Genomic DNA, 24,890 nt, shown 5'->3' on the forward strand with positions numbered 1-24,890 from the left:
GAACTCAGCAGTGAAACGCCGTAGCGCCGATGGTAGTGTGGGGTCTCCCCATGTGAGAGTAGGGAACTGCCAGACATTAAATTAGTGAAAAAGCCACCCATTGGGTGGCTTTTTTGCGTTTGGGGAATGGGGATAAGAAAAGGCAAGGATGACGGAATAAATAGTGCGAGCTAAGCGAATTGGTAATCTCCTCAGCAACTCACCGTTGTGTCATCAATGTTCTGTGTTTTTATACTTACGCCGTTATGGCTTGTGGCTAAAGTGTAGAAATCCTCATAAGCTTATCAATAATCCCCTCAGTAACTGACTGTTGTTACTTCATTTTTCACCTGAATAGATCTCCTCATTTCACCTTCCTAAATCGTCCCCCTCTGTGTTGATGGTACTGATTGTCATTGTTCTGGCTTATGATGATGTGACCTCCTAGGCTAATCCGTTGTTGATGTCGTCATTAACTAATTGAAGATTATTACTTTTCTTATCCTGTGCGATTTTTATCTCCTTATTACTTGTGAGCATGCATCAGTCTTCATCGCTGGTGCTGATAAAGTGACGTTTATACAAGAAAAGAGGATGAAGGGTCGATATTGATAGAGGTGAGAAGCCAATCTGTTGTTAACTTGGTAATTAACTTATATGGTTATGACACGGTTTGTCGTTTAGATGAACTTAATTGCGGGAAAGTATCTTCTTTTTACGCTGCCAGTTACTTCCTGTGATTAATGACCACTTTAGCAACTCACTGTTGTGTTATCACTGTTCTGTGTTTTTTACTTCTTATTAGACCATAGTGAAGTAGATGACAATCTTTCGATTTTTCTAGTTAATGAATTGAACTTATTATTTTTTATTAATTAATTTGAATTGGTAGACCCTTTTGGTTAAGGGAAGAAGATTAAAATAGCTCTAATTAATATCAAAAGTGTATAAGTTAAATCAGTATCTATAAATTATCACGAGTAGATAAAAAATATATAAAATCAGCTAGTTACATCTCTGCTATATTTGAAAAGAAATCAAGGCAAGTCACTTGGCATGAAATTATTTCAATCACCCTTGAAATACTCGACAAGGAGCTTAACATTGGTTAGATTATTTAGCATTCTAGAAGTCTAAACGTATAAAAGTATAAAAAGGGGATGAATGATGCCGATTCGTTTACCAGACGAGTTACCTGCTGTGAATTTCTTGCGCGAAGAAAATGTTTTTGTCATGACAACGACAAGAGCTAGCCTTCAGGAGATCCGTCCCTTGAAAGTATTAATATTAAATTTAATGCCCAAAAAAATAGAAACTGAAAACCAGTTCTTAAGGTTATTGTCGAATACACCTTTACAGGTTGATATTCAACTATTGAGAATTGACCAAAGAGAGTCAAAAAATACACCAATAGAGCATTTGAATAATTTTTATTGTGATTTTGAAGATATTAAAGGGCAAAATTTTGATGGTTTAATTGTCACTGGAGCTCCTTTAGGGTTAGTGGAATTTGATGATGTGTGTTATTGGAGCCAAATTGAAAAAGTGATTACATGGGCTAAAGATCATGTGACTTCAACACTTTTTGTTTGCTGGGCGGTACAAGCGGCGTTAAAAGTGCTTTATGATTTGCCAAAATGGACGCGTACAGAGAAACTTTCGGGTGTTTATCAACATGATACATTAGAGCCACATGCATTACTAACTCGGGGATTTGACGCCTCATTTTATGCGCCTCACTCACGGTATGCTGATTTTCCTGAGGAGCTTATCCGAGAACATACGGACTTGGAAATATTAGCGAGTTCTGAAGAAGCTGGGGCTTACTTATTTGCGTCTAAAGATAAACGCCTTGCTTTTGTTACAGGGCACCCTGAATACGATAAAGATACACTTGCTCAGGAGTATTGGCGTGATTTTGATGCAGGGATATCGCCAGAGATCCCATGTAATTATTTTAAGAATAATGATCCAAACAACCCGCCATTGATCAGTTGGCGGAGTCATGGGCACTTACTTTTTTCTAATTGGTTGAATTATTATGTGTACCAGATCACACCTTTCGATCTTAGTCACATGGAGCCGACTTTAGATTAAAAAAGAATCATTATTTTGCTGGTTTTTTAATAATCATTAGAAATATTGGCCTTTATTAATTTTTATAGAATTAAATTTCAGTTAAAAAATCATTTACAGTATAAAAGCAGCTACTTTGTAGCTGCTTTTTTGTTTTTCGGACAAACTATTCTAATTATAAATCGTTTGATAATTGCTTATTTAACAGATGGTTAACATGTTTTATTTTAATAACGAAAATTAAAACCTAAAATGATTTATTAAAAAACCAATATTTATCATCACTTTGCTGGTATTTTTAATTAAAATGGAAATCGTTTTTGATTTATTTGTATTTTGAGATTAAGCTTAATTCATAAACAAATATGAATGAGGGTTGCTCAATGGAACACCAATTATTAGCATCAGATTTAACATTTACTAAAGGAATAGCTGATCGAGATAATCGAGTATTACATAATGATTCTATTGAATTTCTTGTTCATTTAGTTGAGGCTTTTTTACCTCGCAGAAACCAATTACTGAAGGAAAGGCTGGAAAGACAGGCAAAAATTGATGCAGGTGAATTGCCTGGTTTTATTTCGGAATCGAATTCCATAAAAAATGGAAATTGGAAAATACAAAATATTCCAGAAGACTTACGTGATCGTCGTGTTGAAATTACAGGCCCTGTGGAACGCAAAATGGTTATTAATGCCTTGAATGCTAACGTTAAAGTTTTTATGGCAGATTTTGAAGATTCTCTTTCACCTTCCTGGGAAAAGTTAATTGATGGGCAGATCAACTTAAGTGATGCTATTAATGGTGATATTTCCTACACCAATGAGAATGGTAAGGTTTATCAGCTTAAATCAGACCCTGCTGTATTAATTGCCCGCGTCAGAGGTTTGCATCTCGATGAAAAGCACGTGTTATTTGGTAACACGCCAATTCCTGGTGGGTTATTTGATTTTGCACTGTATTTCTTCAATAACTATCAAGCATTGTTAAAAAAAGGCAGTGGTCCTTATTTTTATATTCCAAAACTAGAATCTTGGCAGGAAGCTAAATGGTGGAGTGATGTATTTAGCGCTGCCGAAGACTTTGTAGGATTACCTCGGGGAACAATTAAAGCAACGGTTTTGATTGAAACATTACCTGCTGTATTTCAAATGGATGAGATCCTTTATCACATGCGCCATCATATTGTTGGATTAAATTGTGGACGCTGGGATTATATTTTCAGTTATATCAAAACATTAAAAGAGCACCCTGATAGGGTATTGCCCGATCGCCAAGTCGTCACAATGACCCAAGACTTTTTAAGTGCATATTCTCGTTTATTAATTAAGACGTGCCATCGTCGCGGTGCGTTTGCCATGGGAGGGATGTCTGCATTTATTCCAAGTAAAGATGAAGAAGAAAACCAGACGATTCTAGCCAAGGTAAGAGCTGATAAAGAGTTAGAAGCAATAAATGGTCATGATGGCTCCTGGGTAGCGCATCCAGGCTTAGCTGATGTTGTTATGGCGGTTTTTGATAAGACACTTGGTGGACGGGCTAACCAACTTGATGTGTCTCGTGATTCCGACCCAGAAATCACCGCTGAGCAGCTTTTAACACCTTGTTCTGGTGAAAGAACTGATGCTGGAATGAGAGCGAATATCCGCGTTGCAGTGCAATATATCGAAGCTTGGATATCGGGTAATGGCTGTGTCCCTATTTATGGGCTAATGGAGGATGCGGCAACAGCTGAAATTTCAAGAACCTCTATTTGGCAATGGATAAGGCATGGTAAATCTTTGTCAAATGGTGAAAAAGTGACCAAGGTTCTTTTTGAAGAGATGTTGGATGAAGAGCTTCAGGTTATCCAAAAAGAGCTGGGAGATAAGCGCTTTCAAAGTGGGCGTTTCAGAGAGGCAGCAGATTTAATGAGGCGCATTACAACGCAAGATGAGCTCATTGAGTTTTTGACTATCCCTGGATACCAATTATTAGACTAATAATTGCAAACATAACATTCGATAAACCCTACATATTTTATAAAGGAAGTGGATCATGACGACATCGCGCTTAGAGCAAATAGCCCAATTAGAAAATGAATGGAAAAAGCCACGTTGGAAAGGTATTACGCGCCCGTATTCGGCTGAAGACGTTATTAAGTTACGTGGTTCAGTTAATTTGGAATATACATTAGCACGTAAAGGCGCTGAACGTTTTTGGGAACAGCTGCACGGAAAATCTAAAAAAGGCTATGTTAATGCACTTGGTGCATTAACGGGCGGACAAGCTTTGCAACAAGCAAAAGCAGGCATTGAAGCGATTTATTTGTCAGGTTGGCAGGTCGCTGCTGATGCAAATACTGCTTCGAGTATGTATCCAGATCAGTCACTTTACCCTGTTGATTCTGTACCTTCAGTGGTTCAGAAGATTAACAATAGTTTTCGCCGAGCTGACCAAATTCAATGGGCTAATGGTATTGGGCCAGATAACAAAGAATATATTGATTTCTTTTTGCCTATTGTTGCGGATGCCGAAGCGGGTTTTGGTGGAGTACTAAACGCCTTTGAATTAATGAAGAATATGATAGAAGCGGGGGCGGCGGCTGTACATTTTGAAGACCAACTTGCGGCAGTGAAAAAATGTGGTCATATGGGTGGAAAAGTTTTAGTGCCGACCCAAGAAGCTATCCAAAAATTGGTTGCTGCAAGGCTAGCTGCGGATGTGTCTGGTGTTCCTACTATTTTAATTGCTCGTACAGATGCGGATGCTGCTGACCTTTTGACTTCCGATTGTGATGAGTATGATGCAGGTTTTGTGACGGGAGAACGTACATCAGAAGGCTTTTTCCGTACTAATGCGGGTATTGAGCAAGCGATCAGTCGTGGTTTAGCTTATGCACCATATGCTGACCTTGTTTGGTGTGAAACATCAAAACCTGACTTAGAAGCTGCAAGGCAATTTGCGGATGCTATTCATGCGAAATACCCTGGAAAGCTACTGGCTTACAATTGCTCTCCATCGTTTAACTGGAAGAAGAACTTAGATGATGCCACGATTGCCCGCTTCCAAGATGAACTCGCAGCTATGGGTTATCGCTTCCAGTTTATTACATTAGCAGGTATCCACAGTATGTGGTTTAACATGTTCGACCTTGCACATTCTTATGCGCAAGGAGAAGGAATGCGCCATTATGTAGAAAAAGTTCAGGAATGCGAATTTGCGGCAATGAATAAGGGATATACCTTCTCTTCGCACCAACAAGAAGTGGGGACAGGCTATTTTGATAAGGTGACAACTGTTATTCAAGGTGGAACTTCTTCAGTGACGGCTTTAACGGGGTCAACAGAAGAAGAGCAATTCTAGTCAGTATTTTCTTTATTCGGTGTTTCTGTTTATTTGATGTATCGGTTAACTTTCAGGCACGTTAAGTGCCTGTTTTTTCTTTAAAGAAATAAATGGGGGGTCAATATGATCCTGACAACTGAGCAGATCATTGCCCAAACAATCTTGCAGGGATTTGATGCGCAATATGGGCGTTTCCTTGAAATAACATCGGGGGCTCAAGAACGGTTTGAGCGGGCAGACTGGCATGCTGTGCAATCTGCGATGAAACAACGTATTCAACTATATGATCATCATGTTGGATTAGTTGTTGCTCAGTTACAATTTATGGGGTTAGTACAATCATTAACACCTGATAAATTGGCGTTAATCAAAAATGTTTATAAAACATTGTTACCTGATTATCCACGCTTTGAAATTGCAGAAAGTTTTTTTAACTCAGTATACTGCCGATTATTTCAGCATAGAGAACTGACCCAGGATAACTTATTTATCTTTACTTCTCAGCCAGCGAGGCGTTTTTCTTCTTCTCCGCGGCCTCTTGCGAGGGAATACCATGCGGATGACAATTTAGCTTCTTTGCTGTTTTCAATTTTGAGTGGGTTGCCTTTAAGGTTACCTTGGCGAAATTTAAGTTTTGATATTCAATGTATTATAAAATCTCTTCAACATCAGTTTTTGAATGTTAATTTGCAAAAATGTAGCCTGCATATTGCAAATGAGCTGTTTTACCGCAATAAGGCAGCTTGGTTGGTAGGCAAAATTTATATTAATGACAAAGTGCATCCATTTTTATTACCAATTCATCAAGATGAACATGGCAAAATATATATTGATACTTGTTTAGTCACTTTTGATGAGGTGAGTATCGTATTTGGTTTTGCGCGTTCTTATTTTATGGTATACGCCCCTTTTCCTGCAGCACTGGTGTTTTGGTTAAGGGAAATCCTGCCAAGTAAGTCAATTGCTGAGCTTTATATGGCGATTGGGTGCCAAAAACATGGGAAAACAGAATATTATCGAGAGTATTTAGCGTACATTAACTTTGCTAAAGAGCAATTTACTATTGCGCCCGGGGTTAAAGGAATGGTGATGTTGGTGTTCACTGCACCTGCTTTTGATCGGGTATTTAAAATTATTAAAGATACATTTGCACCACAAAAAAATGTGACAAAAGAAAGGGTGCAAGAATGTTATCGGATCGTCAAAGAACATGACCGAGTCGGGCGAATGGCGGATACCCAAGAATTTGAAAATTTTGTGATAAGTAAAAGTGCTATTAGTCACGAATTAATGAGAGAACTATTAGATGAAGCGCCATCACAGATTGAAGATCTGGGGGATAAGATATTAATCCGCCATTTATATATGGAAAGAAAAATGGTGCCGCTGAATATTTACATGGATAACGCAAATAGTGAGCAGTTAAATAACGCATTGAATGAGTACGCATGGGCAATTAAACAGCTGGCTGCTGCAAATATTTTCCCAGGTGATATGCTTTTTAAAAACTTTGGTGTTACACGGCATGGCAGAGTTGTGTTTTATGACTATGACGAAATTTGTTATATGACGGAGGTCAATTTTCGCCATATACCCGAAGCCCAATACCCTGAGCAGGAATTATCTGGGGAGCCGTGGTATAGCATCGGAGAGCATGATGTTTTCCCAGAGGAGTTTGCTTCATTTATTTGCCAAAATAGGCAAATTCGTGATTATTTGCAGCAACATCATGCCGATTTGTTTTCAGCGGATTATTGGCAAAAACGACAAAAACGCATTTTAAATGGCCATGTAGAGGATGTTTATGCATACCGTGAAGAATTACGTTTTTGCTATCAATTTAACGAATTGCTACCTTGCTGAGTGATCGTATTGTCCCTTGTAAGGCTAGTTAGATAGAGACTCGGTGATAGCCGAGTCGTTGAAAAATTTAGGCTTGTATACCTTGAATTGCATCTTGAGCTAACTGTTTGATTTTTTCATAGTTCCCCGAGTTTAATGCATCTTCAGGGACTAACCATGACCCACCAATACAAAGCACGTTATCTAGAGCTAGATAGTCACGATAATTAGCTAATGATATCCCACCTGTTGGGCAGAATTTTACTTGCGAAAAGGGGCCTGTAATAGCTTTGAGTGCTTTAACGCCACCATTTGCTTCAGCGGGGAAAAATTTGAATTCTTTCAAGCCATAATTCATACCAAGCATCAGTTCTGAAACGGTAGAAATACCTGGAATTAAGGGGATATTTCCTTGAACTGCGGCGGCTAATAGTTCCTCGGTTAAACCTGGGCTGATAGCAAATTGAGCACCTGCTTGGGAAACATCCATGAGTTGTTTTGCATTAATGACAGTACCAGCCCCGACAATGGCCTCTGGTACTTCTTGGGCGATTAAACGAATTGCATCAATGGCACACTCAGTTCTTAGAGTCACCTCTAACACGTTGATACCACCATCAACAAGGGCTTTTGCGAGAGGTACGGCTTGTTCTAGTTTTTTGATAACAATGACTGGGACGACAGGACCTTGTTTAAGAATAGCCTCTGCTGATATTTTCCAATTATTCATATTTTATTCCTATTGGTAAAAATAGATTAAAAATCAATACTGCAGGCGCCTTTTTCGGCATCAGATAAATTGCGTCTTAATGCACCGAAAAGCTCTCTGCCACAACCTATATGCTTATCACTCAAGCCATGTTTATATACGGGGCGTTCCGCGATTGCTTGTTCATCAATAAGGAGTTGTAGCTCCCCCGTTAGTGCATTCACTCTGATCATATCTCCATCTTTGACTTTTGATAGGAGCCCACCAGTGTATGCTTCAGGTGTCACATGAATGGCAGAAGGCACTTTACCTGATGCGCCTGAAAGTCGTCCGTCAGTCACTAGGGCAACTTTATAGCCCCTATCCATTAGCACACCAAGAGGTGGCATCAATTTATGAAGCTCTGGCATGCCATTAGCGGATGGGCCTTGAAAACGAACGACGATGATACAATCCCGATTTAAAGCTCCTGACTCAAATTGAGCGGCAATATCATTTTGATTATTAAAGACAACCGCAGGGGCCTCAATAATCTGATTTTCTTCAGGAACTGCAGATGTTTTCATCATTGCACGGCCTAAATTACCAGAAAGTAATTTTGTTCCGCCATGATGGGAAAAAGGCTTATCAATTTGTGCAATGACTTCGGGATTGAATGAATCTTTAGGGCCTTCACGCCATTCCAAATGACCGTTATTTAGCCAAGGTTCTTGTGTATAACGGGAAAGACCAAAACCTGCAACCGTGTTAACGTTCTCATGCAATAACCCTTTTTGTAGTAATTGATGAATTAATAATGCAACACCCCCTGCGGCTTGAAATTGATTGATATCTGCCTGCCCATTTGGATAAATACGGCAAATTAGCGGGACAATTTCAGAGAGATCAGAGAAATCATCCCAATTAATGATAATACCTGCGGCACGAGCAATGGCAACGAGGTGCATGGTGAGGTTGGTTGAACCTCCCGTTGCAAGTAGGGCAACAATACCATTGACGATCACTTTTTCATCAACTAAATGCCCGATAGGTAAATATTGGCCTGATTGTTCAGTTAAACGAGTGATTTGCTGTGCGGCTGCGTTTGTTAATGCATCACGTAGGGGCGTTTCGGGGGGAACAAAAGATGCGCCTGGTAGATGTAAGCCCATGACTTCCATAACCATTTGGTTTGAGTTAGCGGTTCCATAAAAGGTACAAGTACCAATGCCATGATAGGATGCGGCTTCGGCTTCTAATAATTCGCTTCGGCCAACTTTCCCTTCAACATATAGCTGGCGAATACGCACTTTCTCTTTGTTGGGTAACCCTGTAGACATGGGACCTGCGGGAACAAAAATCGCGGGAAGGTGGCCAAATGATAAAGCACCAAGCATTAAACCAGGCACAATTTTGTCACAAATGCCTAAATATAGTGCACCATCAAACATATTGTGAGATAAGCCAATTGCTGTTGACATTGCGATGACATCACGACTGAGCATAGATAGCTCCATACCATCTTGCCCTTGAGTCACGCCATCACACATGGCAGGAACGCCAGCGGAGACTTGTCCGATAGAGCCTGCATCAAGTAATGCTTTTTTTAATTGTTCAGGGTAGTGATCGTATGGACGATGTGCAGACAACATGTCGTTATAAGAATTAATAATGGCAATATCCGCCCGAGTCATACTTTTGAGTATTTGTTTTTCTTCTGTCTGACAGGCAGCAAAACCGTGAGCGAGGTTACCACAAGCTAACGAAGCGCGATGAACAGTTGTGGTGCGAGCCTGTTCAATTTTGCTCAGATAAGCGGCACGTGTTTGTGCTGAACGACAAATAATGCGTTGAGTGATATGTGCCAGTTCATCACGGATAGTGGTTAATGTCATGGTTTCAGAGATACTTTTGCTCATGATAATTGCTCCATAAGGCGGATAAAAAATAATGATTTTTACTTGGTTTTAGATTGTGTCTTGTTCATTCAGCAGCCGTTATTTCTTCAAAATTAAACATTGTTACCGGTAACATTGTTTAGCTAAAAAGTTTAAATAGCAATCATCAAAGTGAAAATTAAGCACTAACTGTGACTTTAATCAAAATTAGCCAACCAACAGTTCTGTGCAGAAAAAGAGCAAATCGCATGCTATAGTGATAAAAATAAAGGTGTTAATGGCTGATTAATGCTATTTATACGATGATTGAGTTAAATGTAGCGGATAAAAATACAAGAGTCTTCGAATGCTAAAACACGTTGTTATTGTTGTAGTGTGGTTATATGCATCAATTGTGGATGCACAGGTAGAGCTATCCGCGGGGTCGTATACGGTTTTGATGAATATACTCAGCCAGCAACGTGAATTAAGTCAACATCATCAGCAAGCAGAAAAAGTTGAAATGATTACTCAGTCTTTAATAGGTACACCGTATAATAAATATACGTTAAATCAGTCTCGATCCTCCATAGAAACACTCGTTGTGAACTTAAAAGCGATGGATTGCATGACGTTTATTGAATATACGGAGGCATTCAAACGCTCTGAAAGTTATGAGCAATTCATAACAAACTTAGCGGATATTCGTTATGTTGATAAGAAGGTTGGCTTTACTAATCGGCGTCATTTTTTTTCGGATTGGGCACAAGAACCTAACCCAATCGCTTGGGATATTACTCAACAAGTCAGTCCACATGCGGTAACGGTAAATAAAAGACTTAATTTGAATAATCAAGGTGGTTTTTTTATTGCAGGGGTGTCTGTAAAAGACAGGCTAATCCACTATATACCGGTAAGATTTGTTGATGATAATGTCATTAACCATTTAAAAACAGGAGATTACATTGGTATTTATTCTAAAAACAGTGGGTTGGATGTCTCACATGTCGGTATCATTATTAAACAAGGAGATCATACTTTATTTAGAAATGCATCGTCACTTAAAGGAAACTTAAAAGTCAGTGATACTGAGTTAAAGCATTATTTAGCAGGAAAACAGGGCGTTATTATTTTTAGGGCAAAATAGATTAATTATCAAATCATAAGGATTAAAATAATAGCTATTTAATCATTTTCTCTGATTATTTGTCATAAATAAAAGGAAGTTTCATTTGGATAGTCAATTAAGCAGTTAATTTCACTTTTTTTTAAAAAATGAAATTAACTTAATAATATGAATTAGTGTCGTATTTTTATTAGTTACTAATTATTACCAGTCACATTGAAAGTGTAAAAGGATATTAAATTATCGATTTGATCAATAAAATATCACAATATATTTTAAATGCATTAAATTTTAAAAAGTATTTATAAAGCAATAGATTGCTTTATAAATAATACGAAAGTCTCTTTTTTTTACATATAAGAAACAGGTTTACCTATCAATTTTTGTTGTTTTGATTGTTCATAACTATTTTAAATGTATTCGATTAATTTTATAATGATTAATACTAGCTAAATTTTATTTTCTTATTTAGGAGATGGTTATGCATATCGTTAACAAGAAAAATATTTATGCATTATTGGGAAATCATTTACGAAAAGCTAGAGTGAGCAAGGGATTATCTGGGAATGAGCTAGGTTCAGTTATTCAGTTAAGCCAGCAACAAGTGTCTCGTTATGAGTTAGGAATTAACAAGTTAAGTTTAGATAAATTAATTGAAATAGTCATTTTTCTAGATATCGATATTAATGAAATTACTAAATTGATCATAAAGCAGGTTGAGTATGAAAAAAATGAGCTGATACCCAGTTAAAAACTTTTTATGGTATTTCAATAAATTTCATGGTTAATCTGCTGTATTAAAAAGTGATTCGGCCAACAAGGAACTGATTTTTCATTTATTACATAGGCTAATAAAAATAAATTAATGGATTGTACTTACTGTTATAAGTATCGTTATGATGATAAATTCTTAAGGGTGAAAAATATTTAAGTCTATTTTGCACAACTGTAATTAATTGAATTAATATTTTTTCAAATTAAAACGATTAATATCTTCTTAATAATTTTTTGTTTTTTTATTTCATTTTCTAAGTGGGTAGCAACAGGCGCCTATTAGTAAAAAAGGTGATTGATAAAAGTTTTCTTGTTTCACTCTGAACTAAAAAATATATTGTAGTATGAAAAACAAGCTTACTTATTTTTTCTATAAGAGGTAGGAGAGAGTAGGTAAGCTTTAAAAAAATGCATCTGTGCTATTTATTCTACCTACAATTTTTCTATTAGGTTCTACTATAGAAAAGCTGTACAGTTTCTATAGTGTTATTGATAACCTTGTGTTTAAATATGTAACTCACTACAGGTAGGATAAGGTTAAAGTTTGATGTTGAAATATATAGGGATATTTTTCATTTTCTTACTTGTTGGGTGTACAGCTCCCACGTCAAATAATGGTTATTACGTTGATAAACGCTACCCTTCTCAAAATACCAGTGAACGCATCCAGTATATTATTTTGCACTATACGGTGTCTGATGATAATCATTCTATTAAAATATTGACTAAAGGTAAGGTTAGTTCTCACTATCTAATTCCAAGCCACCCAGATTCTAAAGAGGGTAAACCTATTGTATTACAACTCGTTCCTGAAGAGTTAAAGGCTTGGCATGCAGGTGATAGCCGTTGGCTTTATCATACGAGCCTGAATGATTCTTCAATAGGGATTGAAATTGTGAATGCTGGCTTTCAGGGAGATAAAAAAGGGGACAAAAGCTGGCCTCCTTTTAATGAGTCACAGATTGCAGCCTTAATTCCGTTATTAAAAGATATTATGCAGCGGTATAATATTCCTCCCGAGAATATCATTGGTCATAGTGATATTGCACCGTTACGTAAACAAGACCCTGGTAGGGCCTTTCCATGGCAACGCCTTTCACAACAAGGTATCGGGGCTTGGCCTGATCCTAAAACAGTGAGTAAGTACCTTGCACAACGAAATGTGAATGAGCCTGCGAATATACTTCGTCTCCAGAAAGCGCTGAAGTTTTACGGGTATTCAGGTATTCCGTTATCAGGTCAGTTGGATGTACAAACGAAAAAAACCTTACGTGCATTTCAATTACATTTCAGGCCGCGGGATATTGAGGGTTTAGCGGATGTAGAAACAGAAGCTATCGCCCTTGCATTGATTGAAAAATATCGCGATATAACAAAATTTAAGGCTTTTGAGCGTACTAAGCAGTTAGAACATGCTCCAGCTACACAGCAAGGGGATTAGTTTTTTAAACTCCCTTGGTTTTACAGTGAGTTACCAATAAAAGTGCGGGTTTCCCCGCATTTTATGCCTCTGAAATACTGAAACTAGCGATTTGCCCCATACTCACGGCTAATTTCTTTTGCCGCTTTGATAACCATCGCACCTAACTCTGTAATGCGGTCATCTGTGATTCGAGATAACGGCCCAGAGATAGATATCGCGGCAAAAGCCTCTTTGTGCTCATCATAAATACAGGCACCAATGCACCTTAAACCTAAAGCATGCTCTTCATCATCATAAGAAAACCCTTGTTTCTTGGCTTGCTGTAAATTTTCTTTTAATGCGGAAGGATTGGTTAATGTAAAAGGGGTATAGGCGTGTAACCCTTTACGGCTTAATAGGGGAATCAGCTTGTCTTCAGGTAAATTGGCAATAAAGGCTTTACCTGCACCAGAAGCATGCAAAGGGAGTTTGCCTCCAATGGGGGCGGACATGCGCATTAAGGCTGTACATTGCACTTGGTCGACAATAACGGCATCGTACTCAGTGTGGTCAAGAATCGCTAAATTGACGGTTTCTCCTGATTCGTCCATTAAACGACGTAAGATGGGGTGAACCAGTGCTAATAAATTACGGCTTTCTAAAAAACTACTGCCAATAATAAAGGCATTGGAGGCGATAACCCACAAACCTAAGTCACCGGTTTGGCGTACAAAACCATGCTGTTCTAAGGTCATTAATAGCCGGTGTGTTGTTGAGTTTGGTAAGCCCGCTTGTAATGCGAGATCAGTTAACGCAATACCCCCAGTAGATTCAGAAATATATTCCAACAGTGTGAGTCCACGGCTTAATGATTGAACTTGCCCTGCTGCGGTTGCACCACTTGCTGGCCCTTTTGCTTTTTTAAGTTTTTTTGTAATTGGTGCCGTTGCCATTAAGCCTCTCCTGACTGTAATGAAATTTGATTCTATTATGAACTAACTAAGCTGAAAATACTCATCGGATCAGTGAGAAAGTGATCGTAACATAACCTGAGAAACTCTCATCATAACAGTGAATTTCAAACACAAAAGTTATGGTAGGATGTTAAGTGTAAAAATTTGACTTATTTCTCAGTGTTTCCGATCAGGAGGGCAGTGCAGTGTCCGAAAAAGTGAATCAATTAGAACAAGAATTAAAAAAACGTATATTGGTACTCGATGGTGCGATGGGAACGATGATCCAGCAGCACAAGCTAACAGAAGAACAATTTCGTGGTGAGCGTTTTGCGGATTGGCCAAGTGATTTAAAAGGCAACAATGATCTTTTAGTTCTCACTCAGCCTGAAATTATTCGAGAAATTCATAGTCAATATTTTGAAGCGGGCGCAGATATTGTTGAAACCAATACATTTAACTCCACATCTATTGCGATGGCGGATTATAAAATGGAAGCAATTTCCGCAGAAATTAATGAAGTCGCTGCACGTATTGCTCGTGAATGTGCAGATGAGTGGACACAAAAAACCCCTGAAAAGCCACGTTATGTTGCTGGGGTATTAGGGCCAACCAACCGAACTGCATCGATTTCTCCAGATGTGAACGATCCTGCTTTTCGTAATATCACCTTTGATCAATTAGTTGAGGCATATAGAGAATCAACTCGCTCACTTGTAAAAGGTGGCGTTGATCTGATCATGATCGAAACTATTTTTGATACGTTGAACGCCAAAGCGGCTATTTTTGCAGTAGAAACTGAGCTTGAAGCATTGGGTGTGTCATTACCTATCATGATTTCAGGGACAATAACTGACGCTTCAGGCAGAACACTTTCAGGGCAAACGACAGAAGCTTTTTATAATTCATTGCGTCATGCGCAGCCGATATCATTTGGGCTGAATTGCGCATTAGGGCCAGATGAGTTACGCCAATATATTGCAGAATTGTCACGAATTGCTGAATGTTATGTGAGTGCTCACCCTAATGCGGGGTTACCAAATGCTTTTGGTGAATATGACCTTGATGCGCAAAACATGGCGCAGCAGATCCAAGAATGGGCAAAAGCAGGTTTCTTGAATATTGTTGGTGGGTGCTGTGGAACAACTCCGTTGCATATTCGTAAAATGGCGGAAGCAGTAAAGGGGATAGCCCCTCGTCAATTACCCAGTTTACCTGTTGAATGCCGTCTTTCAGGGTTAGAACCGTTAAACATTGGGGCAAAATCGTTATTTGTGAATGTGGGTGAAAGAACCAACGTCACAGGATCAGCAAAATTCAAGCGATTGATTAAAGAAGAAAACTACCAAGAAGCCTTAGATGTGGCTCGTCAGCAGGTGGAAAGTGGTGCCCAAATTATTGATATTAATATGGACGAGGGCATGTTGGATTCCCATGCGGCTATGGTGCGTTTTTTAAATTTGATCGCGGGAGAGCCCGATATTGCCCGAGTGCCAATTATGATTGACTCCTCGAAATGGGACGTTATCGAGGCAGGCCTTAAGTGCATACAAGGCAAAGGTATTGTGAATTCCATTTCAATGAAAGAGGGGGTTGAGGCCTTTGTTGAACACGCCAAATTATTGCGCAAATACGGTGCTGCTGTTGTCGTTATGGCATTTGATGAGGTAGGCCAGGCTGATACACGTGAACGAAAAATTGAAATTTGCCGCCGTGCCTACCAGATTTTGACGGAAGAGGTGGGCTTTCCCCCTGAAGATATCATTTTTGACCCTAATATTTTTGCTGTCGCGACAGGTATCGAAGAACATAATAACTATGCGGTTGATTTTATTGAGGTCTGTAAAGATATCAAAGAACAGCTTCCCCATGCGATGATTTCTGGTGGTGTTTCCAACGTTTCTTTTTCATTTAGGGGAAATGATCCTGTTCGAGAGGCGATCCACGCTGTGTTTCTGTATTATGCGATCCGTAATGGCATGGATATGGGGATCGTCAATGCGGGGCAATTAGCCATTTATGACGACCTGCCTACGGAGCTAAAAAATGCCGTCGAAGATGTGATTTTAAACCGCTGTGATGATAGTACGGAGCGTTTGTTGGAACTGGCTGAAAAATATCGCGGTTCAGGCTCGGTTGAGCAGCAAGTTCAACAGGCGGAATGGCGCAGTTGGGATGTGGAAAAGCGCTTAGAATATGCTTTAGTGAAAGGGATTACCGAATTTATTATTCAAGATACAGAAGAAACGCGCCAGCGTGCATCAAGCCCAATTGAAGTTATTGAAGGGCCATTAATGAACGGCATGAACGTGGTCGGAGACCTGTTTGGTGAAGGGAAAATGTTTTTGCCTCAAGTGGTAAAATCGGCTCGTGTCATGAAACAAGCTGTGGCTTATTTAGAACCGTACATTCAAGAACTTAAGCAGTCAGGTAGTAGTGCTGGGAAGGTATTACTCGCCACCGTAAAAGGCGATGTCCACGATATTGGCAAAAATATTGTTGGGGTAGTACTTCAGTGTAATAACTATGAAATCATCGATTTAGGTGTAATGGTACCATGCGAAACAATTTTAAAAACGGCGCGTGAGCAAAATGTCGATATTATTGGGTTGTCTGGTTTGATCACCCCATCTCTTGATGAAATGGTGCACGTCGCAAAAGAGATGGAAAGACAAGGGTTCACATTGCCATTATTGATTGGTGGCGCAACGACCTCGAAAGCACATACTGCGGTAAAAATTGAGCCAAATTACACAGGGCCAACCACTTATGTACAGAATGCATCACGCACTGTTGGGGTTGTCGCTGCACTCTTATCTGAAACACAAAAAGAGGATTTTGTTGCGCGCACGCGTCGTGAGTATGACACTGTGCGTATACAACATGGGCGAAGAAGGCCGAAGACCCCACCCGTTACGCTGGATATCGCACGAGCTAATGCCGTGAATATTGACTGGCAAGCTTATCAACCTCCTGTACCAAAATCGCTAGGCGTTCAAGAAGTTAGCGCCTCAATAGCGACCTTGCGAGAGTATATCGACTGGACACCATTTTTTATGACATGGTCATTGGCAGGCAAATACCCGCGTATTTTAGAAGACGAAGTCGTCGGGTCTGAAGCTCGTAAGTTGTTGAATGATGCCAATGAGATGTTAGACAGGCTCGAAAAAGAGCATTTACTGATCCCCAAAGGTATTTTTGGCCTATTCCCTGCCAACCGTGTTGGTGACGATGTTGAAATTTATACGGATGAAACTCGTGCCAACGTTCAAGCGCGGAGCTTGAATCTACGTCAGCAAACGTTAAAAACGGATTTTCCGAATTATTGCTTATCAGATTTTGTGGCACCAAAAGATAGCGGTAAAGCCGATTATATTGGGGCATTTGCTGTTACAGGTGGCCTTGAAGAGGATGCGCTGGCGGATGAATACGAAAAACAGCATGATGACTATAATAAAATCATGGTCAAAGCGCTGGCGGATAGGCTTGCAGAAGCATTTGCAGAATATTTACATCAGCAGGTGCGTACCCAATATTGGGGCTATGCAGCTGATGAAAACTTGAGTAATGAAGAGCTAATTCGTGAAAATTACCAAGGTATTCGCCCTGCACCTGGATATCCTGCTTGCCCTGAGCACACAGAAAAAGAGAAAATTTGGCAGTTATTAGGCGTTGAAAAGCAAGTGGGGATGAAACTGACAAGCTCCTATGCAATGTGGCCAGGGGCGTCGGTATCGGGCTGGTATTTTAGTCACCCAGACAGTAAATACTTTGCGGTGGCGCAATTGCAAAAAGACCAAATAATGGACTATTCACAGCGTAAAGGGATGTCGGTGACGGAGCTGGAGCGCTGGTTAGCCCCTAACTTAGGCTATGACCCTGAAGATTGATAAAACAGTGTATTGATTTTTCAGGTGTTTGGCACCATCTTATGGATAAAGACATTAAAGGGGTCCAATGATGAGCTATGAATTTATTATTGAAAATGAACTGCCACAATCTGTGGCATTTCCTTATCAGATCCAAAACAGTGCGGTGCCTGGCACTTTTCTGATGAGTGAAGATGCGGTTAGTGCCATGATGAGCATCTTACAAATTATGGATAAGCTCGATACGGATGAGTCCCTTGATGAGCACTGTTTTAACCAAATTTGGTTAAAAAGTGAGTTAACCCCTGCGCGTGCAGAAGAAATTTATTTGTTTCTGGAAGAACGTTTAGCGGTAGAACCCGTACCTTCGCAAGAAGAGATTGCGGCATTTCATCAGGCACAAGTGGATGAAAACAAGCTACTATCGCAAGAAAGTAGTAAAGAGGGCATGATCCCCGTCCATAAGTTCTCCACTAATGATGGTTGGTTAGTGACGACGAAAGAGTGCGAATGGATAGCAGAGGTATTCGCCCCCGAGTTGGTGAGTGAAAACCACTTTGTTGTGTCACAAATTTCTGAGTTATGCAAAATTAGCCATCAAAAATTGGAGCATTTACTGATTGAATGGGGTAAGTTCAACTTATTTGCCAGCAAGCATGGTGGTTATCGCGTTAATTAAGCCCTTAATAGTTTAATCTCGGATTTAGGTGGTGGTCATTTTAGTCATGAATGAACATCACCTAAGCTTTTCGACGAAATTCCTTTCTAATCGTGTTTTTTCAGCTTGAATCCCTTATGAATTTTTTATTGGAGTGTTATGTTAGCAATATAACGCCAATGAATGGGTTGTGGTGATGAAATTACGGTATCTATTTTTAGCAGTTTGTTTGGGGGTAACCTCTCTTGCTCAGGCGACTTCTGAAGCGCCTTCCACAAAAAATAAACCAGCAGAAACGACAGCACAGAGCCGTGATGTCGTGCTTCCTGATGAATTTAAAGCTCAGTTAAAATCGGCTAAAGCAGGGGATGTTGATGCGATGGTGGATATTGGGCTTGCCTATATGGAAGGGACTGATTTTTTAAACATTGATGATAAAGAAGCTTATCGTTGGTTTAAAAAAGTGTCTGATTTGGGTAATACCGATGGGGATTATTATCTCGGTATGTTATTGCAAAATCAGGAAAAATATAAACAAGCTGAGCGTTGGTATCGCCGTGGTGCAGAAAAAGGGGATGCATATTGCCAGTATGCGCTGGGCTACTTTTATGAGCATGGTTTAGGTGTTACGCAAAACTTTAAGCAAGCCAAAGCGTGGTATTCGGAAGCCGCAGAGCAAGAACATGCCAATGCACAATTTGCTATGGGGCTTTTTTACCATGATGGTCTTGGTGGGAATGTGGATTACCAAAAAGCTCGTGAATGGTATGAGCGAAGTGCCGTCAATAATATCGCCGCCGCCGTTAACAACCTTGCCGTGATGTATGAAAATGGTGAGGGTGTTGAAAAAGATGATGAAACCGCTATTTATCTCTATCGCCAAGCGGCCAATATGGGTTCTGCGATTGCGCAAAACAATATGGGTGACTTTTATCAGCAAGGCCATTTGCTCATCGAAAAAAATGGCTATCAAGCAATGTACTGGTATAAACGAGCCGCTCAGCAAAATAACGTTGATGCGCAATTGGCTATCGCAAGTGCCTATGAATCTGGAGATGGCGTCGGGAAAGATTTAGCCGAAGCATTTGTTTGGTACGAGCGAGCTGCACAAAATGAGTCACTGGATGCGGGTATGAAAGTGGCTGAATTTTATGAAAAAGGATTAGGTGGTATTGAGAAAAACCCAGCGAAAGCCATTGAGCTATACAAAGCGTTAGCCAAGAATGAAGCTGATGATGCGCAAATTAAATTAGCTAAGATGTATGTTGCTGGTGAATTAAATGATGTGAATATCAAGGATATCGTCAATTGGTTGCAGCTGGCGGAAGACGATAGCCTTGAAGCCAAAAACCAATTAGCGATTTTCTATTTAACGGGAACGGGTGTTGCGCAAAATACACAGAAAGCACGCCAACTATTGGAAAAAGTGGCTTTTAAGAAAAATAGTGATGCGCAAAATAACCTTGCGGTGATGTACGCCCGAGGTGAAGGCGGAGAGAAAAACATTTTTCGTTCTGTGATGTGGTTTGAGCGAGCGGCAGAATTAGGGAATGAAACGGCGAAACGTAATTTAGCGCTCTTGCAGAATAATAAAGAGGTTAAGGCCTCGATGCTGCGCTATACCGATAATATCAATCAATCGATGGAAAACTTGAAAAAGCGTTAAGTTTCCAATTAAAGGGCGATCATGAAGATCGCCTTATCATTTTTTGATCGGATCGTGTGAATTATTCGAATAAGTTACTGTGTAATGTACGAACGATATCTTCGGCATCATTACCTGGAACCAGCAGGCAAATATTATGGCTGCTTGCGCCATAGCTTATCATTCGAATATTGAAAGACTCCAATGCACCGAAAATTTGTTTTCCAAGACCATTCACTTGCGACAATTCATTACCGATAATCGCCACTAACGCTAAGTTTTCTTCCACTTCAACGCGGCATAGTGCAGAAAGCTCTGTCATGAGAGCGTTGGTGAGTAAGCTGCCATTTGTCCCTGTTGAACCTGTGGTATCTAGCGTCAATGCAACGCTCACCTCTGAAGTGGTAATTAAGTCCACGGAAATATTGTGGCGCAATAAGATAGTGAAAATTTCTGCTAAGAACCCACGTGCATGCAGCATTTTTAGACTGTGCAATGTTAATAATGTTTGTTTGCGACGTAGTGCCAATGCTCTAAATTGCGGTGGATTCGTGGTTTTGTCACTGACAATTGTCCCACCCGCTTCAGGGGCTTTGCTGGAGCCTACGAACACAGGGATACCTGAGCGTACCGCGGGTAGTAATGTGGCAGGATGCAGAATTTTTGCCCCAAAAGTTGCCATTTCTGCCGCTTCATCGAAGGCGATTTCATCAATACGCTGTGCATTTGGTACTACGCGCGGATCAGTACTGTAAATACCAGGCACATCTGTCCAAATATCAACACGAGATAAATTCAATACTTCAGCCAACAGAGCTGCCGTATAGTCACTGCCACCACGTCCCAATGTGGTTGTACGGCCTTTTTCATCGCGGCCAATAAAGCCTTGCGTAATCACGACTGACTCGCCTAAGCGAGTTTGTAAATGTTGTTCTGCAAGGGCTTTTAACTGGTTGAGGTCAGGCTCAGCACGTCCAAAACTGTCGTTGGTTCTCATGACTTTACGCACATCAAACCATTGTGAGTTGGCATTGCGCTGGCGTAAAACTTCAACAAAAAGCAGAGTCGACATCAATTCCCCATGGCTTACCATTTCATCTGTCAATGCATCTGAAGTGGCGAGAGATGCAGAATCTGCTAAATGGGCAATGTTATCAAGTAAGCGATTGATTTCTTCACGAATAACCTCTGCAGTCTGTAAGTTATCAATAATTGCATATTGAATATCTTTAACCTTTTGCAGTAACGCATTGCGTTTATCAACGTCACAACCTTCAGCCAATTCAATCAATAAGTTAGTAATGCCTGCGGAGGCGGAAAGTACCACAACGCGCACGTTGGGGTTGGAAAGAACAATATTTGCGCTGTTGTTCATTGCCTCAAAGTTCGCGACACTGGTGCCACCAAATTTTGCAATAACAAACTGATTGTTGTCTGACGAAGACGCTACGGTATTCATGGTGTCAATCCCTTTGGTTAAACCTAAACTTTATATAGATTTATCGGGTAAATAGAAGCGCGTCAATCAAGAATCGAGGCAAATCAGTAATTCTAATGATGGGGGATTTATTATCGGTTTTCGTCATACGCGTCATCCTTCAAGCTGCATGGGTGTTGACTGCGTTCAGATAGCCGAATCACATACTTGTGTATGCTCATCGGTCTATCTTCACTTGTCGCCTACATGCAACTCGAATGATTTAGCGTATGTAGGTTAGTCGCCTTTCCAAGCTGCATGGGTGTTGACTGCGTTCAGATAGCCGAATCATATACTTGTGTATGCTCATCGGTCTATCTTCACTTGTCGCCTACATGCAACTCGAATGATTTAGCGTATGTAGGTTAGTCGCCTTTCCAAGCTGCATGGGTGTTGACTGTATTCAGATAGCCGAATCACATACTTGTGTATGCTCATCGGTCTATCTTCACTTGTCGCCATTTTTAAGCTAAATGGCATTGAAAGTGCGTATTTCATATAAAAGGGATAATTAAGTCTGGAAAAGTACGGCAGAATTGGGGAATATCAACATAACGCAGAAAACCGATAAGCCCTGTTTTCTTGACGGGTTACAATCTATTTCTATTGAAAATTGTTTGGAGAGTGTTATCCATGAGAAGTATTAATCCAAGCCAGACGGCTGCATGGCGGGCGCTAGAACAACATTTTGCGCAAATAAAAGATGTGCATATGCGTGATTTGTTCGAGCAAGATAAAGACCGCTTTACCAAATTTTCGGCTACGTTCGATGGTCAAATCTTAGTGGATTTCTCCAAAAATAGAATAACGCAAGAAACCTTAGACAATTTATTGGCTTTGGCAAAAGAAACTGAGCTAGAAAATGCCATTAACAGCATGTTCAAAGGTGAGAAAATCAACCGTACGGAAGACCGCGCGGTGCTGCACACAGCTTTACGTAATCGCGAAAATACGCCAATTTACGTGGATGGCAAAGATGTCATGCCAGACGTCAATGCCGTGCTGGAAAAAATGCAGCAATTTAGCCAACGCATTATTAGCGGTGAGTGGAAAGGCTTCACAGGGAAGGCGATCACCGATGTGGTGAATATCGGGATTGGCGGTTCTGACCTTGGCCCATTTATGGTGACTGAAGCATTACGCCCTTATAAAAACCACCTGAATATGCACTTTGTTTCTAATGTGGATGGCACACAAATCGCTGAAACGCTGAAAAAACTGAACCCAGAAACGACATTGTTCTTGATTGCGTCTAAAACATTTACTACGCAAGAGACGATGACTAACGCGCATTCAGCTCGTGATTGGTTCTTAGCATCTGCAAAAGATGGAAGCCAAGTTGCTAAGCACTTTGTGGCGCTTTCCACCAATGGTGAAGAAGTCGCTAAGTTTGGTATTGATACCAACAATATGTTTGAGTTCTGGGATTGGGTTGGTGGTCGCTATTCATTATGGTCAGCGATTGGTTTATCCATTATTTTATCCGTCGGCTTTGATAACTTCGTTCAATTATTGGATGGCGCTCATGCAATGGATAAACACTTCACCCAAACACCATTGGAGAAAAATATCCCCGTATTGTTAGGGTTGATTGGCATTTGGTATAACAATTTTTTTGAATCAGAAACTGAAGCGATTCTGCCATACGACCAATACATGCATCGTTTTGCGGCATACTTCCAACAAGGCAATATGGAATCCAACGGTAAGTATATCGGCCGTGATGGAAAACCCGTTTCATACCAAACTGGCCCAATTATTTGGGGTGAGCCAGGGACGAACGGGCAACATGCGTTTTATCAATTGATCCACCAAGGGACAAAAATGATCCCTTGTGACTTTATTGCGCCAGCCGTCACTCATAACCCACTGGGTGATCACCATGAGAAGCTGCTTTCTAACTTCTTTGCGCAAACAGAAGCGCTAGCATTTGGGAAAACGCGTGAAGTGGTCGATGCTGAATTTGCTGCACAAGGCAAATCAGTGGCCGATATGGAATATGTGGCACCATATAAAGTATTTGAAGGTAACCGCCCAACTAACTCTATTTTACTCAAAGAAATCACACCATATTCATTGGGTGCATTAATCGCGATGTATGAGCACAAAATCTTTACCCAAGGGGCGATTTTGAACATCTTCACGTTTGACCAATGGGGCGTAGAATTAGGTAAGCAATTAGCGAGCCGCATTCTGCCTGAATTAGAAAACAGTGAAAAAGTGAGCAGCCATGACAGTTCAACCAATGGCCTAATTAACAACTATAAAGCTTGGCGTTAATGACTCATTGAAATAACGTCGTGAAATCAAGCGGGAAGTGCTGTCAGCTTCCCGTTTTCTTTTTGTTAAAAAACGACAAAACAGTTTGATTTAAGCTAGATTGTTAAAGCATTAATGAATTTTATTATTGTTCACAACTTGTTATTAATTAGAAAACTTTTCACTATTTTTTTACAATTTGTGTTGAGTTTGTGACTTTTTATATAAATTGTTAGCTAACTTTAACCTTGTAGCAAAACAACGTGATATCCTACTTGGTAAGAAATACAGAAATCATAACCATGTTATTCATGGTGGAATTTACGTAATGGATGAAACGCTATTTACCTCGCAGCCAATTGAATGGATTGCGCAGGATGATGAAAAAGTTCCCGCTAACACACTCGATTGGTTACTTGAACTTGGCTCCATGACAAAACGTTTTGAACAACATAGCCAGCAAGTGACTGTTATTCCGTATTTAGAATGCTATGTATCGCAAGCGATGCTGAGTACGGAAGAAGCTCAAAATTTACCTACAAGTCATCGTTACTGGGTACGCGAAGTGGTTATGTATGGAGATGGTATTCCGTGGTTGCTTGGTCGTACGGTCATTCCGGAAGAAACACTCACCGATGATGACCAGCAATTAGTGGATATTGGTCGAATGCCATTAGGGCGCTATTTATTTAGTCGAGATAACCTAACACGTGATTACATTCATATTGGTTGTTCCGCAGAACGTTGGGTTCGCCGCTCTCGATTAAGATTATCCGATAAACCTTTATTGTTAACTGAGATATTTTTACCAGAATCACCTGCATATCGTTAATTATCCAAACTATTTCAAATTATAGATTTTGGCAAAATACGACACTAATACACAAAAATCCGTGATTTGCTCAACTGAGTGGTGTGAACACCTACCTATTTTGAAG

16 protein-coding genes and 1 rRNA gene are annotated in these 24,890 nt (G+C 40.1%); 13 read left to right on the top strand and 4 right to left on the bottom strand.

Annotated elements, in window-relative coordinates:
• The 5 genes from rrf to aceK form a co-directional block, all read left to right on the top strand.
• A 5S ribosomal RNA gene (gene rrf, locus KDJ85_RS19300) occupies positions 1-75 on the top strand; the annotation flags it as partial.
• Positions 76-1,146: 1,071 nt separating this feature from the next.
• Positions 1,147-2,076 carry a homoserine O-acetyltransferase MetA gene (gene metA, locus KDJ85_RS16830; protein ID WP_225820760.1) on the top strand — a complete coding sequence of 310 codons (930 nt, stop codon included), beginning with the start codon at positions 1,147-1,149 and terminating at the stop codon, positions 2,074-2,076.
• Between the two features lie 362 nt (positions 2,077-2,438).
• Positions 2,439-4,037: a malate synthase A gene (gene aceB, locus KDJ85_RS16835; RefSeq protein ID WP_225820627.1), complete on the top strand. Its 1,599-nt coding sequence runs from the start codon at positions 2,439-2,441 to the stop codon at positions 4,035-4,037.
• A gap of 55 nt (positions 4,038-4,092) precedes the next feature.
• A complete protein-coding gene (gene aceA / locus KDJ85_RS16840) occupies positions 4,093-5,400 on the top strand; it encodes an isocitrate lyase (protein WP_225820628.1) in 1,308 nt (435 codons plus the stop codon).
• A gap of 105 nt (positions 5,401-5,505) precedes the next feature.
• Entirely contained in the window at positions 5,506-7,245 is a 1,740-nt protein-coding gene (gene aceK / locus KDJ85_RS16845; protein WP_225820629.1) for a bifunctional isocitrate dehydrogenase kinase/phosphatase, read from the top strand.
• A 67-nt stretch (positions 7,246-7,312) separates the two neighbouring features.
• Here aceK and KDJ85_RS16850 read toward each other — a convergent pair whose 3' ends face one another.
• Together KDJ85_RS16850 and edd are read right to left on the bottom strand one after the other, a co-directional pair.
• Positions 7,313-7,954, bottom strand: a complete 642-nt coding sequence (locus KDJ85_RS16850; RefSeq protein ID WP_225820630.1) for a bifunctional 4-hydroxy-2-oxoglutarate aldolase/2-dehydro-3-deoxy-phosphogluconate aldolase — start codon at positions 7,952-7,954, stop codon at positions 7,313-7,315.
• Positions 7,955-7,980: 26 nt separating this feature from the next.
• A complete protein-coding gene (gene edd, locus KDJ85_RS16855) occupies positions 7,981-9,807 on the bottom strand; it encodes a phosphogluconate dehydratase (RefSeq protein ID WP_377210631.1) in 1,827 nt (608 codons plus the stop codon).
• Between the two features lie 349 nt (positions 9,808-10,156).
• Here edd and KDJ85_RS16860 point away from each other — a divergent pair, with 349 nt between their 5' ends.
• The 3 genes from KDJ85_RS16860 (at position 10,157) to KDJ85_RS16870 (ending at position 13,130) form a co-directional block, all read left to right on the top strand.
• Positions 10,157-10,936, top strand: coding sequence for an N-acetylmuramoyl-L-alanine amidase-like domain-containing protein (locus tag KDJ85_RS16860; protein WP_225820632.1), 780 nt, complete (start codon positions 10,157-10,159; stop codon positions 10,934-10,936).
• 460 nt (positions 10,937-11,396) lie between these two features.
• Positions 11,397-11,666 carry a helix-turn-helix domain-containing protein gene (locus KDJ85_RS16865; RefSeq protein ID WP_225820633.1) on the top strand — a complete coding sequence of 90 codons (270 nt, stop codon included), beginning with the start codon at positions 11,397-11,399 and terminating at the stop codon, positions 11,664-11,666.
• A gap of 570 nt (positions 11,667-12,236) precedes the next feature.
• Positions 12,237-13,130 (top strand): N-acetylmuramoyl-L-alanine amidase, encoded by an 894-nt coding sequence (locus KDJ85_RS16870; RefSeq protein ID WP_225820634.1) that lies wholly within the window; start codon positions 12,237-12,239, stop codon positions 13,128-13,130.
• A gap of 83 nt (positions 13,131-13,213) precedes the next feature.
• Here the strand turns inward: KDJ85_RS16870 and iclR are convergent, their stop codons facing one another.
• Positions 13,214-14,044, bottom strand: coding sequence for a glyoxylate bypass operon transcriptional repressor IclR (gene iclR / locus KDJ85_RS16875; RefSeq protein WP_225820635.1), 831 nt, complete (start codon positions 14,042-14,044; stop codon positions 13,214-13,216).
• A gap of 206 nt (positions 14,045-14,250) precedes the next feature.
• Between iclR and metH the strand changes: the two genes are divergently transcribed.
• The 3 genes from metH to KDJ85_RS16890 all read left to right on the top strand — a co-directional run bounded on the left by metH (position 14,251) and on the right by KDJ85_RS16890 (position 20,237).
• The gene (gene metH, locus KDJ85_RS16880) at positions 14,251-17,934 is read left to right on the top strand and encodes a methionine synthase (protein WP_225820636.1); all 3,684 of its coding nucleotides are present in this window, start codon (positions 14,251-14,253) and stop codon (positions 17,932-17,934) included.
• A 67-nt stretch (positions 17,935-18,001) separates the two neighbouring features.
• Complete coding sequence (locus KDJ85_RS16885; RefSeq protein ID WP_225820637.1) at positions 18,002-18,592, top strand: hypothetical protein; 591 nt, start codon at positions 18,002-18,004, stop codon at positions 18,590-18,592.
• Between the two features lie 175 nt (positions 18,593-18,767).
• Entirely contained in the window at positions 18,768-20,237 is a 1,470-nt protein-coding gene (locus tag KDJ85_RS16890) for a tetratricopeptide repeat protein (RefSeq protein WP_225820638.1), read from the top strand.
• A gap of 61 nt (positions 20,238-20,298) precedes the next feature.
• Here the strand turns inward: KDJ85_RS16890 and lysC are convergent, their stop codons facing one another.
• Positions 20,299-21,675: a lysine-sensitive aspartokinase 3 gene (gene lysC, locus KDJ85_RS16895; protein ID WP_225820639.1), complete on the bottom strand. Its 1,377-nt coding sequence runs from the start codon at positions 21,673-21,675 to the stop codon at positions 20,299-20,301.
• Between the two features lie 651 nt (positions 21,676-22,326).
• Here lysC and pgi point away from each other — a divergent pair.
• On the top strand, positions 22,327-23,973 hold the full coding sequence (pgi, locus tag KDJ85_RS16900) for a glucose-6-phosphate isomerase (RefSeq protein WP_225820640.1): 1,647 nt from the start codon (positions 22,327-22,329) through the stop codon (positions 23,971-23,973).
• Between the two features lie 298 nt (positions 23,974-24,271).
• Positions 24,272-24,784 carry a chorismate lyase gene (ubiC, locus tag KDJ85_RS16905; RefSeq protein WP_225820761.1) on the top strand — a complete coding sequence of 171 codons (513 nt, stop codon included), beginning with the start codon at positions 24,272-24,274 and terminating at the stop codon, positions 24,782-24,784.
• The last annotated feature ends 106 nt before the right edge of the window (positions 24,785-24,890 follow it).

It is taken from the genome of Providencia vermicola (assembly GCF_020381325.1).
In the GTDB taxonomy this organism is placed as follows: domain Bacteria; phylum Pseudomonadota; class Gammaproteobacteria; order Enterobacterales; family Enterobacteriaceae; genus Providencia; species Providencia vermicola.